General features: G+C 60.2%; 17 protein-coding genes and 2 pseudogenes. 12 read left to right on the forward strand and 7 right to left on the reverse strand.

Annotation, left to right across the window (positions count from 1 at the left end):
* The first annotated feature begins 3 nt into the window (after window positions 1-3).
* From BLL42_RS29755 to BLL42_RS30530, 4 genes and pseudogenes are all read left to right on the forward strand, one after another.
* Window positions 4-345, forward strand: a complete 342-nt coding sequence (locus BLL42_RS29755) for a hypothetical protein (RefSeq protein ID WP_129586966.1) — start codon at window positions 4-6, stop codon at window positions 343-345.
* Window positions 342-1,289 (forward strand): hypothetical protein, encoded by a 948-nt coding sequence (locus BLL42_RS19930; RefSeq protein ID WP_071553612.1) that lies wholly within the window; start codon window positions 342-344, stop codon window positions 1,287-1,289. Before BLL42_RS29755 ends, BLL42_RS19930 begins: the two co-directional genes overlap by 4 nt.
* Complete coding sequence (locus BLL42_RS29760) at window positions 1,286-1,711, forward strand: hypothetical protein (RefSeq protein ID WP_129586967.1); 426 nt, start codon at window positions 1,286-1,288, stop codon at window positions 1,709-1,711. Before BLL42_RS19930 ends, BLL42_RS29760 begins: the two co-directional genes overlap by 4 nt.
* Window positions 1,712-1,772: 61 nt before the next feature.
* Window positions 1,773-1,940 (forward strand): annotated as a pseudogene (locus tag BLL42_RS30530) (fructose-bisphosphate aldolase); the annotation flags it as partial.
* Between the two features lie 58 nt (window positions 1,941-1,998).
* Here BLL42_RS30530 and BLL42_RS19940 read toward each other — a convergent pair.
* The 3 genes and pseudogenes from BLL42_RS19940 to BLL42_RS29770 all read right to left on the reverse strand — a co-directional run.
* Window positions 1,999-2,595 (reverse strand): superoxide dismutase, encoded by a 597-nt coding sequence (locus BLL42_RS19940; protein WP_071553613.1) that lies wholly within the window; start codon window positions 2,593-2,595, stop codon window positions 1,999-2,001.
* A gap of 174 nt (window positions 2,596-2,769) precedes the next feature.
* On the reverse strand, window positions 2,770-3,372 hold the full coding sequence (locus tag BLL42_RS19945) for a LysE/ArgO family amino acid transporter (protein WP_071553614.1): 603 nt from the start codon (window positions 3,370-3,372) through the stop codon (window positions 2,770-2,772).
* 5 nt (window positions 3,373-3,377) lie between these two features.
* Window positions 3,378-3,464: pseudogene (locus tag BLL42_RS29770) on the reverse strand (ACT domain-containing protein); the annotation flags it as partial.
* A 101-nt stretch (window positions 3,465-3,565) separates the two neighbouring features.
* Between BLL42_RS29770 and BLL42_RS19950 the strand changes: the two are divergent.
* The 3 genes from BLL42_RS19950 to BLL42_RS19960 all read left to right on the forward strand — a co-directional run bounded on the left by BLL42_RS19950 (window position 3,566) and on the right by BLL42_RS19960 (window position 6,478).
* The gene (locus tag BLL42_RS19950; RefSeq protein WP_071553615.1) at window positions 3,566-4,459 is read left to right on the forward strand and encodes a LysR family transcriptional regulator ArgP; all 894 of its coding nucleotides are present in this window, start codon (window positions 3,566-3,568) and stop codon (window positions 4,457-4,459) included.
* Between the two features lie 71 nt (window positions 4,460-4,530).
* Window positions 4,531-5,529: an NAD-dependent epimerase/dehydratase family protein gene (locus BLL42_RS19955; RefSeq protein ID WP_071553616.1), complete on the forward strand. Its 999-nt coding sequence runs from the start codon at window positions 4,531-4,533 to the stop codon at window positions 5,527-5,529.
* 106 nt (window positions 5,530-5,635) lie between these two features.
* The gene (locus tag BLL42_RS19960; RefSeq protein WP_071555803.1) at window positions 5,636-6,478 is read left to right on the forward strand and encodes an ATPase; all 843 of its coding nucleotides are present in this window, start codon (window positions 5,636-5,638) and stop codon (window positions 6,476-6,478) included.
* A gap of 104 nt (window positions 6,479-6,582) precedes the next feature.
* Here BLL42_RS19960 and BLL42_RS19965 read toward each other — a convergent pair whose 3' ends face one another.
* Window positions 6,583-8,100 carry an MDR family MFS transporter gene (locus BLL42_RS19965; protein WP_071553617.1) on the reverse strand — a complete coding sequence of 506 codons (1,518 nt, stop codon included), beginning with the start codon at window positions 8,098-8,100 and terminating at the stop codon, window positions 6,583-6,585.
* 242 nt (window positions 8,101-8,342) lie between these two features.
* Here BLL42_RS19965 and BLL42_RS19970 point away from each other — a divergent pair, with 242 nt between their 5' ends.
* Complete coding sequence (locus BLL42_RS19970) at window positions 8,343-9,239, forward strand: helix-turn-helix domain-containing protein (RefSeq protein WP_071553618.1); 897 nt, start codon at window positions 8,343-8,345, stop codon at window positions 9,237-9,239.
* 9 nt (window positions 9,240-9,248) lie between these two features.
* Here the strand turns inward: BLL42_RS19970 and BLL42_RS30220 are convergent, their stop codons facing one another.
* Window positions 9,249-9,425: a hypothetical protein gene (locus tag BLL42_RS30220; RefSeq protein WP_167368543.1), complete on the reverse strand. Its 177-nt coding sequence runs from the start codon at window positions 9,423-9,425 to the stop codon at window positions 9,249-9,251.
* 217 nt (window positions 9,426-9,642) lie between these two features.
* A complete protein-coding gene (locus BLL42_RS19975) occupies window positions 9,643-10,548 on the reverse strand; it encodes a LysR family transcriptional regulator (protein ID WP_071553619.1) in 906 nt (301 codons plus the stop codon).
* 115 nt (window positions 10,549-10,663) lie between these two features.
* Between BLL42_RS19975 and BLL42_RS19980 the strand changes: the two genes are divergently transcribed.
* Window positions 10,664-11,548 (forward strand): MBL fold metallo-hydrolase, encoded by an 885-nt coding sequence (locus BLL42_RS19980; RefSeq protein ID WP_071553620.1) that lies wholly within the window; start codon window positions 10,664-10,666, stop codon window positions 11,546-11,548.
* Window positions 11,549-11,651: 103 nt separating this feature from the next.
* The gene (locus BLL42_RS19985) at window positions 11,652-12,266 is read left to right on the forward strand and encodes an NAD(P)-dependent oxidoreductase (RefSeq protein WP_071553621.1); all 615 of its coding nucleotides are present in this window, start codon (window positions 11,652-11,654) and stop codon (window positions 12,264-12,266) included.
* A 178-nt stretch (window positions 12,267-12,444) separates the two neighbouring features.
* Here the strand turns inward: BLL42_RS19985 and BLL42_RS19990 are convergent, their stop codons facing one another.
* Window positions 12,445-13,326, reverse strand: a complete 882-nt coding sequence (locus BLL42_RS19990; protein ID WP_071553622.1) for a LysR substrate-binding domain-containing protein — start codon at window positions 13,324-13,326, stop codon at window positions 12,445-12,447.
* A 159-nt stretch (window positions 13,327-13,485) separates the two neighbouring features.
* Between BLL42_RS19990 and BLL42_RS19995 the strand changes: the two genes are divergently transcribed.
* On the forward strand, window positions 13,486-15,123 hold the full coding sequence (locus tag BLL42_RS19995; protein ID WP_071553623.1) for a 5-guanidino-2-oxopentanoate decarboxylase: 1,638 nt from the start codon (window positions 13,486-13,488) through the stop codon (window positions 15,121-15,123).
* Window positions 15,120-16,568 carry an aldehyde dehydrogenase family protein gene (locus tag BLL42_RS20000; RefSeq protein WP_071553624.1) on the forward strand — a complete coding sequence of 483 codons (1,449 nt, stop codon included), beginning with the start codon at window positions 15,120-15,122 and terminating at the stop codon, window positions 16,566-16,568. Before BLL42_RS19995 ends, BLL42_RS20000 begins: the two co-directional genes overlap by 4 nt.
* The last annotated feature ends 108 nt before the right edge of the window (window positions 16,569-16,676 follow it).

The raw sequence follows: 16,676 nt of genomic DNA on the forward strand, positions 1-16,676 counted from the left end.
GACATGACGCCTCACTGGTTGTCCAGCAGCGTCTGTCAGTGGATACCGCACAAGGAAGGTCAGGGCCTACGCTTGAGTGGCCCATTCAACACGCTGAAAAACGTATTGGACACGACACCCAGCACTGTTTCCCTAAGGTTGCGTTATCGCACGCCATTGATCGCCATGCTCGGCGCTCGTACGTTTATCGGCGGCGAACTGGGGCTTGCTTTTACCCTGAATGACACAACGGGTGTGATAGAGCTGCGGGCCGACCCGACGCCTCAACTGGATCGTGTGCCAAGTTACCCGCTCGGCGACGACCACCCCGGCGCCATTTACTTGCAACCCAAGGACAAACGATGAGCACGCCACCGGCAGGCACCACGAAAAAACGGATGTTTTCGCGCAATGACTATTTGGCGCCGTTGCCCATCCCTACGGGTAGAAAACCCTCGGATGTGCTCAATATCATCTGGCGTAAAAACGAGGTGTTTCTCGATATTGGCAACTACAGCATCGGTTCGGCGGTGATGGTGTTGTGGCCGATGGTGATGCTGTTTTTATCTCTGGCTTATGGATTCAGAAATATTTCACCTGAACTTAGTACTTTTACTCTTATCGGGGGGGGGGTAATCACTGGCATCCCAGCGCTGTTTTTGATCCAAGGCCTATTTCGCGAAGTCCCCCTCCCCGTGCGTTTCAATCGCCAACGCCGCGAAGTCTGCGTACCACGCGACAATGGCGAGTATTGGATCGTGCCCTGGGAAACCGTGACAGCCGCCGCTACCCAGCACTCGTCGGCCAGCCAGGCCGGTAAAGCCACGATGGGTTTATTGATCATTGGTTTCGAGAACCCGGACCCGCAGGCCAAGGAAGACAACAAGCATTTTTCACTGAGTTTCAACTGTGGGGGCGGCACCACGGCCATGGCGCTGTGGGAGTGCATGCGCAGTTACATGGAGATTGGGCCGGAGGCTGTTGAGGATCAAACAGCGCGTTTCGACAGGTCAAAAGGAATCTGGGCTACTTACCTGGACGATCTGATCAAGGCCGCGAAATTGAGAGGCTGGTTCGTAACCGCTCTTTGGGAAGGGTTCTGCGGGATGTTCATTTTCAACACGCTGCTGATAGACGTGCTTGAACGCTGGAAACTGAATCCGCCACCCGATTTGCCCTATCCCGACATCATCGAATGGTCCAAACCCTTACCCCCGGAACAGTGGGCCAAACGCACCCCGGAACTGGAAGCAGCCATCGCCAAACGCGAGGCTGAACTGGCCGCGCAGGCAGAGCGAGCGTTGGCTTGAGGGCGAATACTCAAGGCTGCCGCGACCTGATCAAAAACAGCCCGATCCACCGCTACAAAACACCGCGTCCCTGGCGAGATATGACGCCTCATGGGTTGTCCAGCAGCGTCTGTCAGTGGATACCGCACAAGGAAGGTCATGGCTTACGCTTGAGTGGCCCATTCAACACGCTGAAGAACGTATTGGACACGACACCCAGCACGGTTTCCCTAAGGTTGCGGTATCGCACGCCATTGATCCCCATGCTCGGCGCTCGTACGTTTATCGGCGGTGAACTGGGGCTTGCTTTTACCCTGAATCACTCAACTGACGTAGTAGAGCTGCGGGCCGACCCACCGCCGCAATTGGATCGTGTGCCGAGCTACCCGCTCGGCGACGATCACCCCGGCGCCATTTACCTGCAACCCAAGGACAAACGATGAGCACGCCCCCGGCAGGCACCACGAAAAAACGGATCTTTTCGCGCAATGACTATTTGGCGCCAACGCCGTCCTCAAGTACCTGAACCTGATGGCCTGCACCAGCCTGCCGGACTACGCCGAGAACGACATCAACACCGTCACCCACATCGCCCGGATAATGGTCCAGGACGTGAGCGATGTATTTCGGGTCATTGAACAGCGTGGTTTCGAGGCACCCCAGAACCAGTAACCAATTTTCAGCCATAAAAAAACCCGGCAATGCCGGGTTTTTTTGACTGCAAGCAGACTTAAGCGGTGAAGGTCTTGCCTTCGAACTGCTCAGCCACGAACTTCCAGTTGACCAGGTTCCAGAACGCTTCAACGTACTTCGGACGCAGGTTGCGGTAGTCGATGTAGTAAGCGTGTTCCCAGACGTCGCAGGTCAGCAGCGGGGTGTCGCCGCTGGTCAGCGGGTTGCCGGCGCCGATGGTGCTGGCCAGGGCCAGGGAACCGTCAGCTTTTTTCACCAGCCAGCCCCAACCGGAACCGAAGGTGCCGACCGAAGTCTTGGTGAACTCTTCTTTGAACTTGTCGAACGAACCGAAAGCAGCGTTGATTGCTTCAGCCAGTGCGCCGGTTGGTTGACCGCCAGCGTTTGGCGCCAGGCAGTTCCAGTAGAAAGTGTGGTTCCAGACCTGAGCGGCGTTGTTGAAGATGCCACCCGAAGAAGTCTTGACGATTTGTTCCAGGGTCTTGCCTTCGAACTCGGTGCCTGGCACCAGGTTGTTCAGGTTCACGACATAGGTGTTGTGGTGCTTGTCGTGGTGATATTCCAGCGTTTCCTTGGAAATGTGCGGCTGCAGTGCATCGTGTGCGTAAGGCAGTGGCGGCAATTCGAAAGCCATGGTGATTCTCCTAATCAGGTCAGTTGCGGTGAGCGCAAGGCCGATCACGGGCGGCCAGACAAGCGCCGGGAGTTTGTACTCTTTGCGGCGCAGGTGTCGGATCATAGCACCGGGGTGACGCCTTAACCACGCAACAACTGTGTGGAATAGAGGTTCCAGAGCCCTTGAGATTCATCAGGCGGCGCTGATCAGTTGAAAGGCCACCGCAAACATCATCACCGCCACCAGCAGGTCGAGAATCCGCCAGGTGCTTGGGCGTGCCAGCCACGGAGCCAGCCACGCGGCGCCCAGCGCCAGGGTGAAAAACCACAGCAATGACGCGCTGGCCGCGCCCACCACATAAGCGCCGGGCACTGTTTGTTGGGCCCCGAGAGAACCGATCAGCAACACGGTGTCCAGATACACGTGAGGATTGAGCAGCGTCACCGCCAGTGCACTGAGCATGACCGCTCGCAATGAACGCACGGTCTGGTTTTCGCTCTGTTGCAGGCTTTGCTTCGAACAGGCGCGACGCAGTGCCAGGCTGCCGTACCACAGCAGGAAGGCCGCGCCACCCCAACGGGCGGTCGCCAGTAACAGTGGATTTTGCGCGAGGATCGTCGCCAGCCCGAACACCCCGGCCGCCACCAGCAACGCATCGCAGGTCACGCAGAGCGCCGCCACTGGCAGGTGATGTTCGCGGCGCAGGCTTTGCGCCAGCACAAACGCATTTTGCGTACCGATCGCCATGATCAGTCCCGCAGCGACCAACAGGCCGTTCACATAGCTTTGCCACATAATCGTTACTCCGCGTTTGCCGCGAGTTGCCGCAGTAGCGACATCGCGCGTTTGGCGTCGGCCTGGCCGACAAACAAAGGGTCGTGGTAATAGGTTTCGCCAGCCATGTCGCTGATCCTTTCGTGCTGGTCATTCTCCTGCTCCAGGCTGTATAAGAAAAACCAATATTGCTGATCGCTCATTAGGAAAACTGATGTTCGACTATAAATTGCTCTCCGCCCTGGCTGCGGTGGTCGAGCAGGCCGGGTTCGAGCGTGCCGCTCAGGTGTTGGGGTTGTCGCAATCGGCGATCTCCCAGCGCATCAAGTTGCTCGAAGCGCGCATCGGCCAACCCGTGTTGGTGCGGGCGACGCCGCCGGTGCCGACCGAGATTGGCCGGCGTTTGCTCAACCATGTGCAGCAGGTGCGTTTGCTGGAGCGCGACCTGCAAAGCGCGGTGCCGGCACTGGACGAAGAAGGCTTGCCGGAGCGCCTGCGCATTGCGCTCAATGCCGACAGTCTGGCCACGTGGTGGGCCGAGGCGGTGGGCGACTTTTGCGCTGAGCAACATCTATTGCTCGACCTGGTGGTGGAGGATCAGACCGTTGGCCTCAAACGCATGCGCGCCGGTGAAGTGGCGGCGTGCGTGTGTGCCAGTGAACGCCCGGTGGCGGGCGCCCGCAGCGTGTTGCTGGGCGCCATGCGTTACCGTGCTTTGGCCAGCCCGGCGTTTATTGCCCGTCATTTCCCCCAAGGGGTGAAGGCCGATCAGTTGGCCCGCACGCCAGCGCTGGTGTTTGGTCCGGATGACTTTTTGCAGCACCGTTACCTGGCGTCATTGGGTGTGGACGGCGGCTTCGAACATCATTTGTGCCCGTCATCCGAAGGCTTTATCCGTCTGACCGAAGCCGGTCTGGGTTGGGGGCTGGTGCCGGAGTTGCAGGTGAGCGAGCAGCTTGAACGCGGTGTGCTGGTGGAGTTGTTGCCAGATAAACCGATCGATGTGCCGTTGTACTGGCATCATTGGCGCAATGGTGGCCAGTTGCTGGGGTTACTCACCGAGCATCTGGTGCGTTTATCTAAACAGTGGCTGGTGCCGTTGGACTGACGGGCAGCGTCAAGACCACACGAAATTTGTAATGCGACACGCATGAAAAACGAAACACATCGGAGCACGTCATGAAAATTCTGGTCACCGGCGCAAGCGGCTTCATTGGCGGGCGCTTTGCGCGATTCGCCCTGGAGCAAGGCCTGGACGTACGGGTCAACGGCCGACGGGCCGAAGGCGTCGAACATCTGGTACGGCGGGGCGCGCAGTTCGTGCAGGGCGACTTGAGTGACCCGGAGCTGGTTCGCGAGCTGTGCGCAGACGTCGAGGCCGTGGTGCATTGCGCGGGTGCGGTGGGGCTTTGGGGGCGTTATCAGGACTTCCATCAGGGTAACGTGCTGGTCACCGAAAACGTGGTCGAAGCCTGCCTGAAGCAAAACGTTCGGCGGCTGGTGCACTTGTCGTCACCCTCGATCTACTTCGATGGCCGCGATCACTTGGGGCTGACCGAAGAGCAGGTGCCCAAGCGTTTCAAACATCCTTATGCGGCGACCAAATACCTGGCCGAGCAAAAGGTATTCGGCGCTCAGGAGTTCGGCCTCGAAGTACTCGCCCTGCGCCCGCGTTTCGTCACCGGTGCGGGTGACATGAGTATCTTCCCGCGTCTGCTGAGCATGCAGCGCAAAGGGCGTTTGGCAATCATTGGCAATGGCCTGAACAAGGTCGATTTCACCAGCATGCAGAACCTTAACGACGCCATGCTCAGCTGTTTGCTGGCGACGGGGTCCGCGCTTGGCAAGGCCTACAACATCAGCAACGGCACACCGTTACCGCTGTGGGATGTGGTCAATTATGTGATGCGTCAGATGGAAGTCCCACAGGTGACTCGCCACCGTTCCTACGGCGTGGCCTACAGCGTTGCGGCGCTGAACGAGGGCTTTTGCGCACTTTGGCCGGGGCGTCCGGAGCCGACACTGTCACGCTTGGGCATGCAGGTGATGAACAAAAACTTCACCCTCGATATCAGCCGCGCCCGGCATTATCTGGACTACGATCCCAAGGTCAGTCTGTGGACGGCGCTCGATGAGTTTTGCGGCTGGTGGAAGGCTCAGGACCCGGGCACAAAATAAACACTGAACGGAGCTCGAGAGTGACGGTCGACCAATGCGGCGAGTTCAGGGTTTATACTCGTCGCATTTAGCCATCACTGTGGTTCAGAAAGGTTACCTCATGTCCATGCGTAACGATGCCAACGACGACTTCGACGATGTACCGAGCCTGCGCGCCGACCCTCTCGATGCCGGCGATTTTCCAACCACCGCCGCTGTCCGTGAACACGCCAGCATCCATGCGCGAAGCGCGAGCAGGGGCAAAGACAAAGTCCCCAGCACCGGTCCGCTGTGGGCCTTGGTCGGGGCATTGTTTTTTGCCTTTGCCGGCCTTGCCTGGTGGAGCTTTCAGCAGATTTCGCTGATGGAACAGCAATTGGTGGCGACTCAGGAAAGCTTCGCACGTATCAGCGAGGAAGCAGCGGGGCGCTTGCAGGATATTTCCGGCAAAGTGGTCGCCAGTCAGTCGAACGTCACCAGCGACAGCGAAGCGCTGAAACTGCAAATCAAGCAATTGGAAAGCAAGCTGCTGGAGCAGAACCAACAGCAGCAGGGCGTGGTCGGTCAGACGTCTGACCTCGACAAGCGCCTCGCACAGATTGCTGCACAGAACATTGAACAACACACCGTCAACACTCAGTTGCAAACCGACCTGAAAGCCCTGGGCGCTGAACTGACGGCCCTGAAAAATACCCCGACCGACACCAGCAAGTTCGATGCCCAGCTCAAAAGCCTTGGTGCCGATATCGCTGCCTTGAAGAAACAAGGCAACCCGAGCACGGCTATCGAACGCCTGGAGCAAGAATTGGTCGTGATCAAAAGCCAGCAGGACAGCCACCCGGTCGCCTCTCAAGGCAGCAGCGCCAATGTCGCCGAGTTCGACGCCTTCCGTGGCCAGGTCACGCGCAACATCACCACCCTGCAGAGCCAGATTCAGAACCTGCAGCAGCAGCTCAACGCTCGACCTTGATGTTTAAAGGTCAAAAGATCGCAGGCTGCGCCAGCTCCTACGGGTAGACCTCAATCCCTGTAGAAGCTGGCGCAGGTTCGGGCCGCGTTCGGACGATCTTTGCTTTACCTGACCTTGTCTTCCCGCCCACGCAGCAACATGTTCGGCATCGCAATCGCCGCCGCCAATCCCAGCAACGACACCGCCGCGCTGACCATCAGCAAATGCCGGAAGGTCAGCAGCAGCTCGGCGCGCAAGGCGTTTTGAGCGTCGCCCGGTGCGGCGTTCAAACCGTCGAGCAGAACGCTCCCGGAGCTGCCCTCGGCGATCAGCGCCGAGCCGGTCAAATGGGCGAAGCTCGAATCCTGCAACAGCGCCAGCAACAGGGCCGACATCAATGCCACTCCCATCGCGCCGCCCAGTGAGCGAAACAGGTTGGTGGTGCTGGTGGCGACGCCGATGTCCCGTTGTTCCACCGAGTTTTGCGTGCCGACCAAGGAGGTCGGGAACTGCATGCCGGCGGCGATGCCGCTGAGCAACATGAAGGCGCTACTGATGAACATCGCTTGCGGCGGACTGAACGCCATGCCGAGAATCGCGATCGGGGTGAGCAGGGCGCCTGTCAGGATCATCGGTTTGTAGCGACCGGTCACCGAGGTCCGGCGCCCGGCGAAATAGGCACCCATCGGCAACCCCATCGCCAACGGCAACAGGTGCAGCGCCGCACTGTCGGCCCCGGCCCCGGTGACGCTCTGGAAGCGCAGCGGCATCAGCACGATCAGCGAAATCGCCTGGAAACTGGTGAAGAAAATCGTGCACCAGCAGAGGATCGCATTGCGGTTGGCGAACAGGTGCATCGGCAGCAACGGCTCGCGCGCCCGGCGCTCATGCCAGACGAACAGCGCCAGGGTCAGCACCGCACACGCCAGCAACCCGAGCACTTCGCTGCTGCGCCACGAATGCCCTTGGCCAAACTGAGTGATGCCCAGCAGCAATGCGGTCAGGCCGATGATCATCAGCAGTGTGCCGAGGTAGTCGATGATCGGCTTGCGCTGCGGCACCGGTAAACCCACCAGCGTGCGATTGGCCACCAGCCAGGCACCCAGGCCCAGCGGCAGGTTGATCAGAAACACCCAGCGCCACGACAGGTACTCGGTCATGTAACCGCCGAGCACCGGCCCGGCCACGCTGGCCATCGCGTACATACTGCTGAAATACCCCTGATAACGTCCGCGTTCGCGAGGCGGCACGATGTCGCCGATGATCGCCTGGCTGACCGAAATCATCCCGCCCGCGCCGATGCCCTGAATGATCCGCGCCAGCACCAGCTGCTCCATGCTCTGGGCCATGCCGCACAATACCGAGGCCAACGTGAACAGCCCCATGCCGAACAGCATCAGCCGCCGGCGACCGTACAGGTCACCGAGCTTGCCGTAGATCGGCACGGCCACCGTCATCGCCACCATGTAACCGGAGATCACCCAGGCCAGCAGATTCACATCCTTGAACTGTGCGGAAATCGCCGGCATCGAGACGGCGACGATGGTTTGATCCAGCGCGCCGAGAAAGATCGCCAGCATCAGGGAGATCAGCACACTGCGGATCGCCGGTTTGGTGGAGTCAGGCGGGTTCAGATGGGTCACGGGTAAAACCTGCGGGCAGTGATTAACCCGCAAGGAGCATGGCGAGCGGGGATGCGTGCCAGTGTAAGTCGATAGCAGGCTATTCGATAGCCTCGTACGGAAGGCCAATGTTTTTTATGAATCGAGTGCTTGCATTTTTCGCTTGTGAGTCGGTCAATTGAAGGTGAAAACTGAGCGAAAACCTGTACATTTCGCCAATGAGGGCGATTATCGCCCGTTACGCTGAGGCCTGGACTGAAGTTATGAACAAGCCTGCCCTTCCTTCGATTCCCGTATTCAAACGCTATGGCGAGAGCCTGGACTGGCCAACTCCTGACTTGCTGCATTGTGAAACCATTTCCAAACGCAGCCGCGAACATCAATGGGAAATCAAACCCCATCGGCATGCCGATTTGTGTCAGTTACTGTTTGTGTTCAAAGGCCAGGTGGAGCTTGAGATCGAGGGCCAGCGTACGCAGCTGGGTGAAGCCGCGATCCAGATCCTGCCTCCGCTGTTGGTACACGGTTTTCGTTTTTCCGAAGAGGTAGAAGGCTTTGTGGTGACGCTGGCCGCACCGCTGGTGGCTCATCTTCAAGCACAGCTGGGCAATTCGGTGAATGCCCTGGCGCTGGCGGAAAGTTACTCGGCAGGTATAGACGCGGACTACCTCAACAGCCTGTTTTCTGCCTTGCAGAATGAATACGTCGGGCATCAGCCCGCACGCGAAATGCTCATGCATTCGCTGGTCAGCGTGATCATGGTCTGGGTCAGCCGTCAGGTGATCCAGCGCCGCGCCGCCCGCCAGCGACCACAGCGTGCGCGGGAATACCTCAACGGGTTTATTCAGCTGGTCGAAGAGAATTATCGCCAGCACGTGAAGGTCGAGGATCTGGCACACCGGCTGGGGATTTCCGTGTCCCACCTCAACGGCACCTGCCGTGAGCTGGCGGGGCAACCGGCGTTGCAGATCATGCACGAGCGTCAGTTGCTGGAGGCCAAGCGACTGCTGACCTACACCAGCATGACCATTTATGAGATGTCGGATGTGTTGGGTTTCTCCGACCCGACCAATTTCACGCGGCTGTTTCGACGCCGTGTCGGGATCTCACCAAAAGCGTTTCGGGATCGCTTGAAGGCTGATCAGGACAGCGAGGGCTAACGACCCTCGTTACCTGAGGGCGTTCAGGGTCGCGTTGTGTGGAATGCACCGTTCGAAGTTGCAACTGGCGTACTCGCGCGGCAACTGCCGGGCCTGTTCAACGCGGTAGGCAGCGGTGCCATACAACGCCAGCGCGGCGGTGCAGGTGATAAAAATCGCGAGATACCTTCTGGTTTTGACGTTCATGGCGCGGACCTCTGAACTCATACCCCTTATATTTTAAGGGGTACTGATATCAGCATAGGTCAGATTGAAACCTTTGTAGGCGCTCCCGCAGGCTCGGACCGCGTTCATTCGTCATGCGCACATGGGAAAAAGATCAAAAGATCGCAGCCTTCGGCAGCTCCTACGAGGTGTATGCCAAGCCTTTGTAGGAGCTGCCGCAGGCTGCGATCTTTTGAGGTTACAGCCCTACATCCCACGCCGGTGTTTCAGGAAATCTCGACACCAGAAAATCCAGCATGCTGCGCAGTGCCGCGGGCATGTGTTTGCGTGAGGCGTACACCGCGTACATGTTCATCTGCCGAGGTTCGGCGTCAGGCAGCAGGCGCACCAGTTCGCCGCTGTGGATAGGCACGAACGCCTGGTAGCTGGGCAGCATCGCCACGCCGGCACCGGCCATTGCTGCGCGCAGCAGAGTGCTGGCTTCGTTGGCGCTGATGTTGCCCTGCACCGGCACCGAGACCTGCTCGCCGTCCTGCTCGAAATGCCAGAGGCTTTTGCCGAAGTAGGAGTGGGTCAGGCAATTGTGTTGGCTCAAGTCTTCCACCCGTTGCGGCGTCGGATGGTCACGCAGGTAGGCGGGTGAGGCGCAGATCACCGAACGGCAGACGGTCAGCCGCCGGGCAATCAGGTTCGGGTCCAGGTCGTTACTGGTGCGGATCGCGAGGTCAATGCGCTCGTCCACCAGGTTCACCGTGCGATCGAGCATTTGCAGGTCGATGCTGACACCGGGAAAACGTTTGACGTACGCCGCCATGGCGTCGGCCAGTTGCGCCTGGCCGAATGAAGTGCTGACGCTGATCCGCAGCAAGCCGCGTGGTGCATCGTCCGGTTCGCTGACGGCGGCCTGCATGTCACTCGACAAATCGAGCATCTGCCGACAGCGCGGCAGGATCTCGGTGCCGGCGGCGGTCAGGCTGAGTTTGCGCGTGGTGCGATGCATCAAGCGCGCCCCGACCCAGTCCTCCAGTTCGGCCAGATAGCGCGACACCACCGGGCGCGACAGGTCCAGATGATCGGACGCGGCTGACTGGCTGCCGAGGTCGACGACGGTGACGAACACCCGCATTGCTTGAAGACGATCCATGATTTGCCCGCTTTCAGAAACAAACTATGTTCAAGCATCGCATTTTTTGTAGCGAGTCAGGCAACTAAGCTCTGTCCCATCGCCAAACACGGCTTATGCACAACGGAGCAGCACCATGATCGGCTTCACTTCTCTCAAGCGTCTTTTACTCGCCACCGCCACCCTGGGCTTTGCGGCTCATGCGGCAGCCGCCACGCCGGCACTCACCCTGGACGTTTACAACCCGGGCACCGCCGCTATCTTCCCGGTGACCTCGGTACTGGTCAGCGGCGAGAAAGAAGCGATTCTGGTGGACGCGCAATTCGGCAAATCCCAGGCCGAGCAGGTGGTGGAAAAAATCCGCGCCAGCGGCAAGCAATTGACCACCATCTACATCAGCCACGGTGACCCGGATTACTACTTCGGCCTGGACACCATCACTGCCGCTTTCCCAAAAGCCAAGGTGCTCGCCTCGCAGCCGACGGTTGATCACATCAAAGCGACCGTTGAAGGCAAAGTGGCGTTCTGGGGGCCGAAAATGGGTGCTGATGTACCGGCAAAAACCATCGTGCCGGGCGTGCTCAAGGGCCACAGCCTGACCCTGGAAGGCAAGAAGCTGGACATCATCGGCCTGGACGGCAAACAACCGGACCGGACCTTTGTCTGGATCCCGTCGATCAAAGCCGTGGTCGGCGGTGTGGTCGTCGCGGAAAACATTCACGTGTGGATGGCCGATACCCAAACCGCTCAGTCACACGCTGATTGGTTGACTACCCTGAACACCATCGACAGTCTGAAACCGAACACCATTGTTCCAGGTCATTACCTGGGTGACAGCGCACGTTCGCTGGCCGCCGTGCACTTCACCGCCGACTACATCAAGGCCTTTGATGAAGAAACCGCCAAGGCCAAAGATTCGGTCGAGCTGATCGCTGCGATGAAAAAACGTTACCCGAACCTCGGCGAAGAAAGCTCGCTTGAGCTGAGCGCCAAAGTCGCCAAGGGCGAGATGAAGTGGTAAGTCAGTGTCACTGAGTAACTGAATGATCGTTCCCACGTCGAACCCTCTGCGTGGGAATGCAGCCAGTGACGCTCCGCGTCACACCTGAACTGGAGCACTGTTCATGAGCAAGATCGCAATCATTGGCGCCACCGGTCGTGCCGGTAGCCAACTGCTGGAAGAAGCCCTGCGTCGTGGCCACAGCGTCACCGCCATCGCCCGCGACACCTCGAAAATCAGCCCGCGTGCCGGTGTTGTCACCCGGAACGTCGATGTTGCCGACAGCGCAGCGTTGCAAGCGGCGGTTGCAGATGTTGATGTGGTGATCAGCGCGGCACACTTTGCGCCGATTCCGGCCAGCGCGATTATCGAGCCGGTCAAAAAGGCCGGCGTGAAACGTCTGCTGGTGGTGGGCGGTGCCGGTTCCCTGTTGGTGCCGGATGGCAGCAAAGTCATCGAGTCCCCGAACTTTCCTGAAGAGTACAAGGCCGAGGCCACTGCCGGTGGCGTCTACCTCGACACCTTGCGTCAGGAAAAGGATCTGGACTGGACCTTCCTGTCACCGTCGGCGCTGTTTGTCGAAGGCGAGCGCACCGGCACCTTCCGTGTGGGCAAGGACGATCTGCTGGTAAGCGCCGAAGGCAAGAGCTGGATCACCTTCGCCGACTACGCGATTGCGATGCTCGATGAAGTCGAGAAGCCAGCGCATAGCCGTCAGCGGTTTACCGTGGGTTACTGATCTACCAGACGCTACGCTCCCCCCGTAGCAGCTGGCGCAGCCTGCGTTCGAGCGCGCAGCGGTCGCAATCCGGCACATGCGGTTTACCTGAAGAATCGAGTGTGCAGGTTGTACGAGTGCTGCGCGCTCGAACGCAGGCTGCGCCAGCTGCTACGGGGGGGGACGTTTCAGGTCATGTTCAGCGCGCTTGGGCCTGCACCACCAGCCACTCCATCAACTCACGCAGCTGCGGCGACGGTCCGGGTTTCTGCGGGAACACCAGGTAATATCCCAGTCCCGTTTTCACCTTCAAATCAAAGGGCATGACCAGCCGTCCGGCACTCAGGTCATCGCCGATCAACGACCAATCCCCAATCGCCACACCCGTCCCTTGAGACGCCACTGACATTGCCAGGTCCAGGGTTTCGAAATGCTGGCCCTTGCCGAGTGTGTTGAGGTTGACGTCCGCCGCTTTCAACCAGGCTTTCCAGTCCCGCTGATCCCGCGTTGGGTGCAGCAGCAAATGTTTATCCAGGTCTGACGGGCTGTGCAGCGGCACCGGGCCGTCGAGCAGTGGTTGAGAACAGACCGGCGTCAGTTGCTCATCAAACAGGTGCAGTGACGCCAGTGAACTGTCGGGCGGTGCGCCGTACATGACGGCGGCGTCGAACTGTTCGCGATGAAAATCCAGGCCATGTTGCACCGTGGTGGTCAGTTCCACCGGCACGTCCGGGCGTTCCCTTTGCCACTGCAGCAAGCGCGGCAGCAGCCAGCGCATGACGCAGGTCGAGGCCTTGAGCTGCAAGGTTTCGCGGTGCGCGCCCACCTGTTCCACCGCCTCATCGATCAAACCGAACACCTGCTGGATCCGTGGCAGCCACTCAAGCCCCTCGGCCGTCAGGCTCAACCCGCGTGCCTGACGGTGAAACAGCGTGTAGCCCAAATGTTCTTCCAGTCCGGCGATCTGCCGACTCACTGCACCCTGGGTGATGTGCAGCTGTTCGGCCGCCCGCGTGAAATTACAGCACTGGGCGGTGATCAGAAACGTGTGCAACGCGGGAAGGGGTGGAAGTCGTTTCATGGGACGCCAAGGCATGAGGTGAGGACATGGCGAGTATGACTTTTTATCGATTGTTGCGGCTACCCGCTGACCGTTCCAATAACGCCATGACTGAGCACCGCTACGCGCCTTCACATGCCGCGCGGGGCCAGCGTCTCAACGAACAAGAAGGGTAAAGACATGGCGACGTGCGGCGAAGTATTGGTCAAGTTACTCGAGGGGTACGGGGTCGAGCAGGTGTTCGGCATTCCCGGCGTGCATACCGTTGAGCTGTATCGCGGGCTGGCCCGTTCGAGCATCAACCACGTTACGCCGCGTCACGAGCAGGGTGCCGGCTTCATGGCCGACGGTTATGCACGCACCAGCGGCAAACCGGGTGTGTGCTTCATTATCACCGGCCCCGGCATGACCAACATCACCACGGCGATGGGCCAGGCTTACGCCGATTCGATCCCGATGCTGGTGATTTCCAGCGTGCAATCGCGCAGCCAGTTGGGCGGTGGGCGCGGCAAGCTGCATGAGTTGCCGAATCAGGGCGCACTGGTGGCCGGCGTTGCGGCGTTCTCCCACACGCTGATGTCCGCGGCTGAACTGCCGGGTGTGCTGGCCCGTGCTTTTGCCTTGTTCCAGGCCGGCCGGCCGCGTCCGGTGCACATCGAAATTCCGCTCGACGTGCTGGTCGAAGACGCCGATGCCTTGCTCGCCAGCCAACCGGTGAGCATCACTCGCGCCGGTGCAGCGCCGTCGGCCGTGGCCCGGATGAGTGAACTGTTGGTCAACGCCAAACGGCCGTTGATCCTCGCCGGTGGCGGTTCGATTGACGCGGCAGCCGAGTTGACCCGGCTCGCCGAATTACTCGATGCACCGGTGGCGCTGACCATCAACGCCAAAGGCATGCTGCCGTCGGCTCATCCGTTGCTGATTGGTTCGACCCAAACACTGGTGGCCACCCGTGCCCTGGTGGCTGACGCCGACGTGGTGTTGGCAATCGGCACTGAACTGGCTGAGACCGACTACGACGTGACCTTTGCCGGTGGCTTCGAGATTCCGGGCACCTTGCTGCGGGTCGATATCGATCCAGACCAGACCGTGCGCAACTACTCGCCGACAGTGGCGCTGGTGTCCGACGCACAAAGTGCGGCTCAGGCCTTGCTCGACGGCGTGGCCAAACATTCGCTGGCCGAGCGCTGCAGCGATTGGGGCCAGGCTCGCGCCGCCCGCTTGCGTGCCGAGCTTGAAACCACGTGGGATGCGCCAACCCGTGCGCAGACGCTGTTCCTGCATACCGTGCTGGATGAGTTGCCGGAAGCGGTATTCGTCGGCGACTCGACCCAACCGGTGTACACCGGCAACCTCACATTCAACCCGGAGCGCCCGCGTCGCTGGTTCAACTCGTCGACCGGTTACGGCACCCTCGGCTATGCCTTGCCGGCGGCCATCGGCGCTTGGCTCGGTGGTGGTCAGGAGCGCAACAGTCGTCCACCGGTGGTGTGCCTGATTGGCGACGGCGGTTTGCAGTTCACCTTGCCGGAACTGGCCAGCGCGGTGGAAGCACGGACCCCGGTCATCGTCCTGCTGTGGAATAACCAGGGCTACGAAGAGATCAAGAAATACATGGTCAACCGCGCGATCGAACCGGTTGGCGTCGACATCTACACCCCGGACTTCATCGCCGTGGCCAAAGGCCTGGGCTGTGCGGCACAGGCCGTCAGCGGCGTTGAAGAACTGCGCGTTGCACTGCGTGCGGCGACTGATCGCCAGGGCCCGACCCTGATCGAAATCGACCAGACCCAGTGGATGAAGGCGGTGTCGGCATGAGCGTTCCGATCATTCAGGAGGGTCTGTACATCGACGGCCAGTGGTCGGCTGGCGACGAGCATTTGCGGGTCATCAATCCGGCGACCGAAGCCCTGTTGACCACCGTCAAAGGTGGCGATCAGCGCGCGGTTGATCAAGCGGTCACAGCGGCCAGCGCGGCGTTTGCGCAGTGGTCGAAAACCACCGGTGCCGAGCGCGGCGCGGTGCTGCGCAAGATCGCCAACGGGGTGCAGGCACGCCGTGAGCGCTTGATGCACGTGCAGTCGAGCAACAACGGCAAGCCACAGTTCGAAGCAGGCATCGATGTCGATGACGTGATCGCCACGTTCGAGTATTACGCGGGTCTGGCCGAGGCGCTGGACGTCGGCCAGGACCGGGTTGTGGAATTGCCGAGCGAAGACTTCGCCGCCCGTGTGCGCCGTGAACCCTGCGGTGTGGTCGGGTTGATCGTGCCGTGGAACTTCCCGATGGTCACCACCGCCTGGAAGCTCGCGCCAGCCTTGGCGGCGGGGTGCTGTGTGGTGCTCAAACCTTCCGAGGTCACGCCGTTGCCGGAGCTGGAACTGGCGGCGATCATCGCCGAGAGCGGTTTGCCCAACGGGGTGTTCAACCTGGTCTGCGGCACGGGCCTGGCGGTCGGTGCACCGCTGTCGGCCGATCCACGTGTGGCGAAAATTTCCTTCACCGGCAGCAACGCGGTGGGCGTTCAGGTCATGCAGCGTGCGGCGGAAACCGTCAAAGGCGTGAGCCTGGAACTGGGGGGCAAATCCTCGCTGCTGGTGCTGGCTGACGCCGATCTCGAGCTGGCCGTGGAACTGGCCAGTGGCGGTGGTTTCTTCAACGCCGGGCAAATGTGTTCGGCCACCAGCCGGGTGTTGGTGGCTGATGAAGTAGCGGATGAGTTTCTGCTGCGTCTGACGGCGCGGGCCGAGGCGATTCGCGTGGCTGACCCGTTTGACCCTGAGGTTGAAATGGGCGCGTTGGTCAATCAGGCGCAATACCAGCGTGTGCTGGGCCACATTGATCGTGGCTTGAGCGCGGGTGCGCGCTTGGTCTGCGGCGGTGACCGGCCGGCCGATCTGCCACACGGCTATTTTTTGCGGCCGACCATTTTCACCGAAGTGCCCCTCGACAGTGCGTTGTGGTGTGAAGAGATTTTTGGCCCGGTGCTCTGTGTGCGCAGTTTTGCCACCGAGCAAGAGGCGATCGAGCTGGCCAACGACAGCCCGTTCGGTCTGGTGGCCAGTGTGGTCAGCCGTGATGCGGTGACCGCCGAAAGGGTCGCCAACGCCTTGCAGGCGGGGCTGGTGTGGATCAACGCGCCGCAGGTGATCTTCCCGCAGACAGCCTGGGGCGGTTACAAGCAGAGCAGCCTCGGCCGTGAATTGGGGCCGTGGGGCTTGCAGGCGTTTCAAGAAATAAAGCACGTGATTCGCGCCGTCTGACGGCACGAAAACGGCCCACGCATGACTCGTAACGAGGCATGCGCCTGGGACATGGCACCAATGATTTTTTTTCGATTGTTGCGCGTTTTGCGTGACCTCAGGATGAAT

It is taken from the genome of Pseudomonas frederiksbergensis, from assembly GCF_001874645.1.
GTDB classification, from domain to species: Bacteria; Pseudomonadota; Gammaproteobacteria; order Pseudomonadales; family Pseudomonadaceae; genus Aquipseudomonas; species Aquipseudomonas frederiksbergensis_B.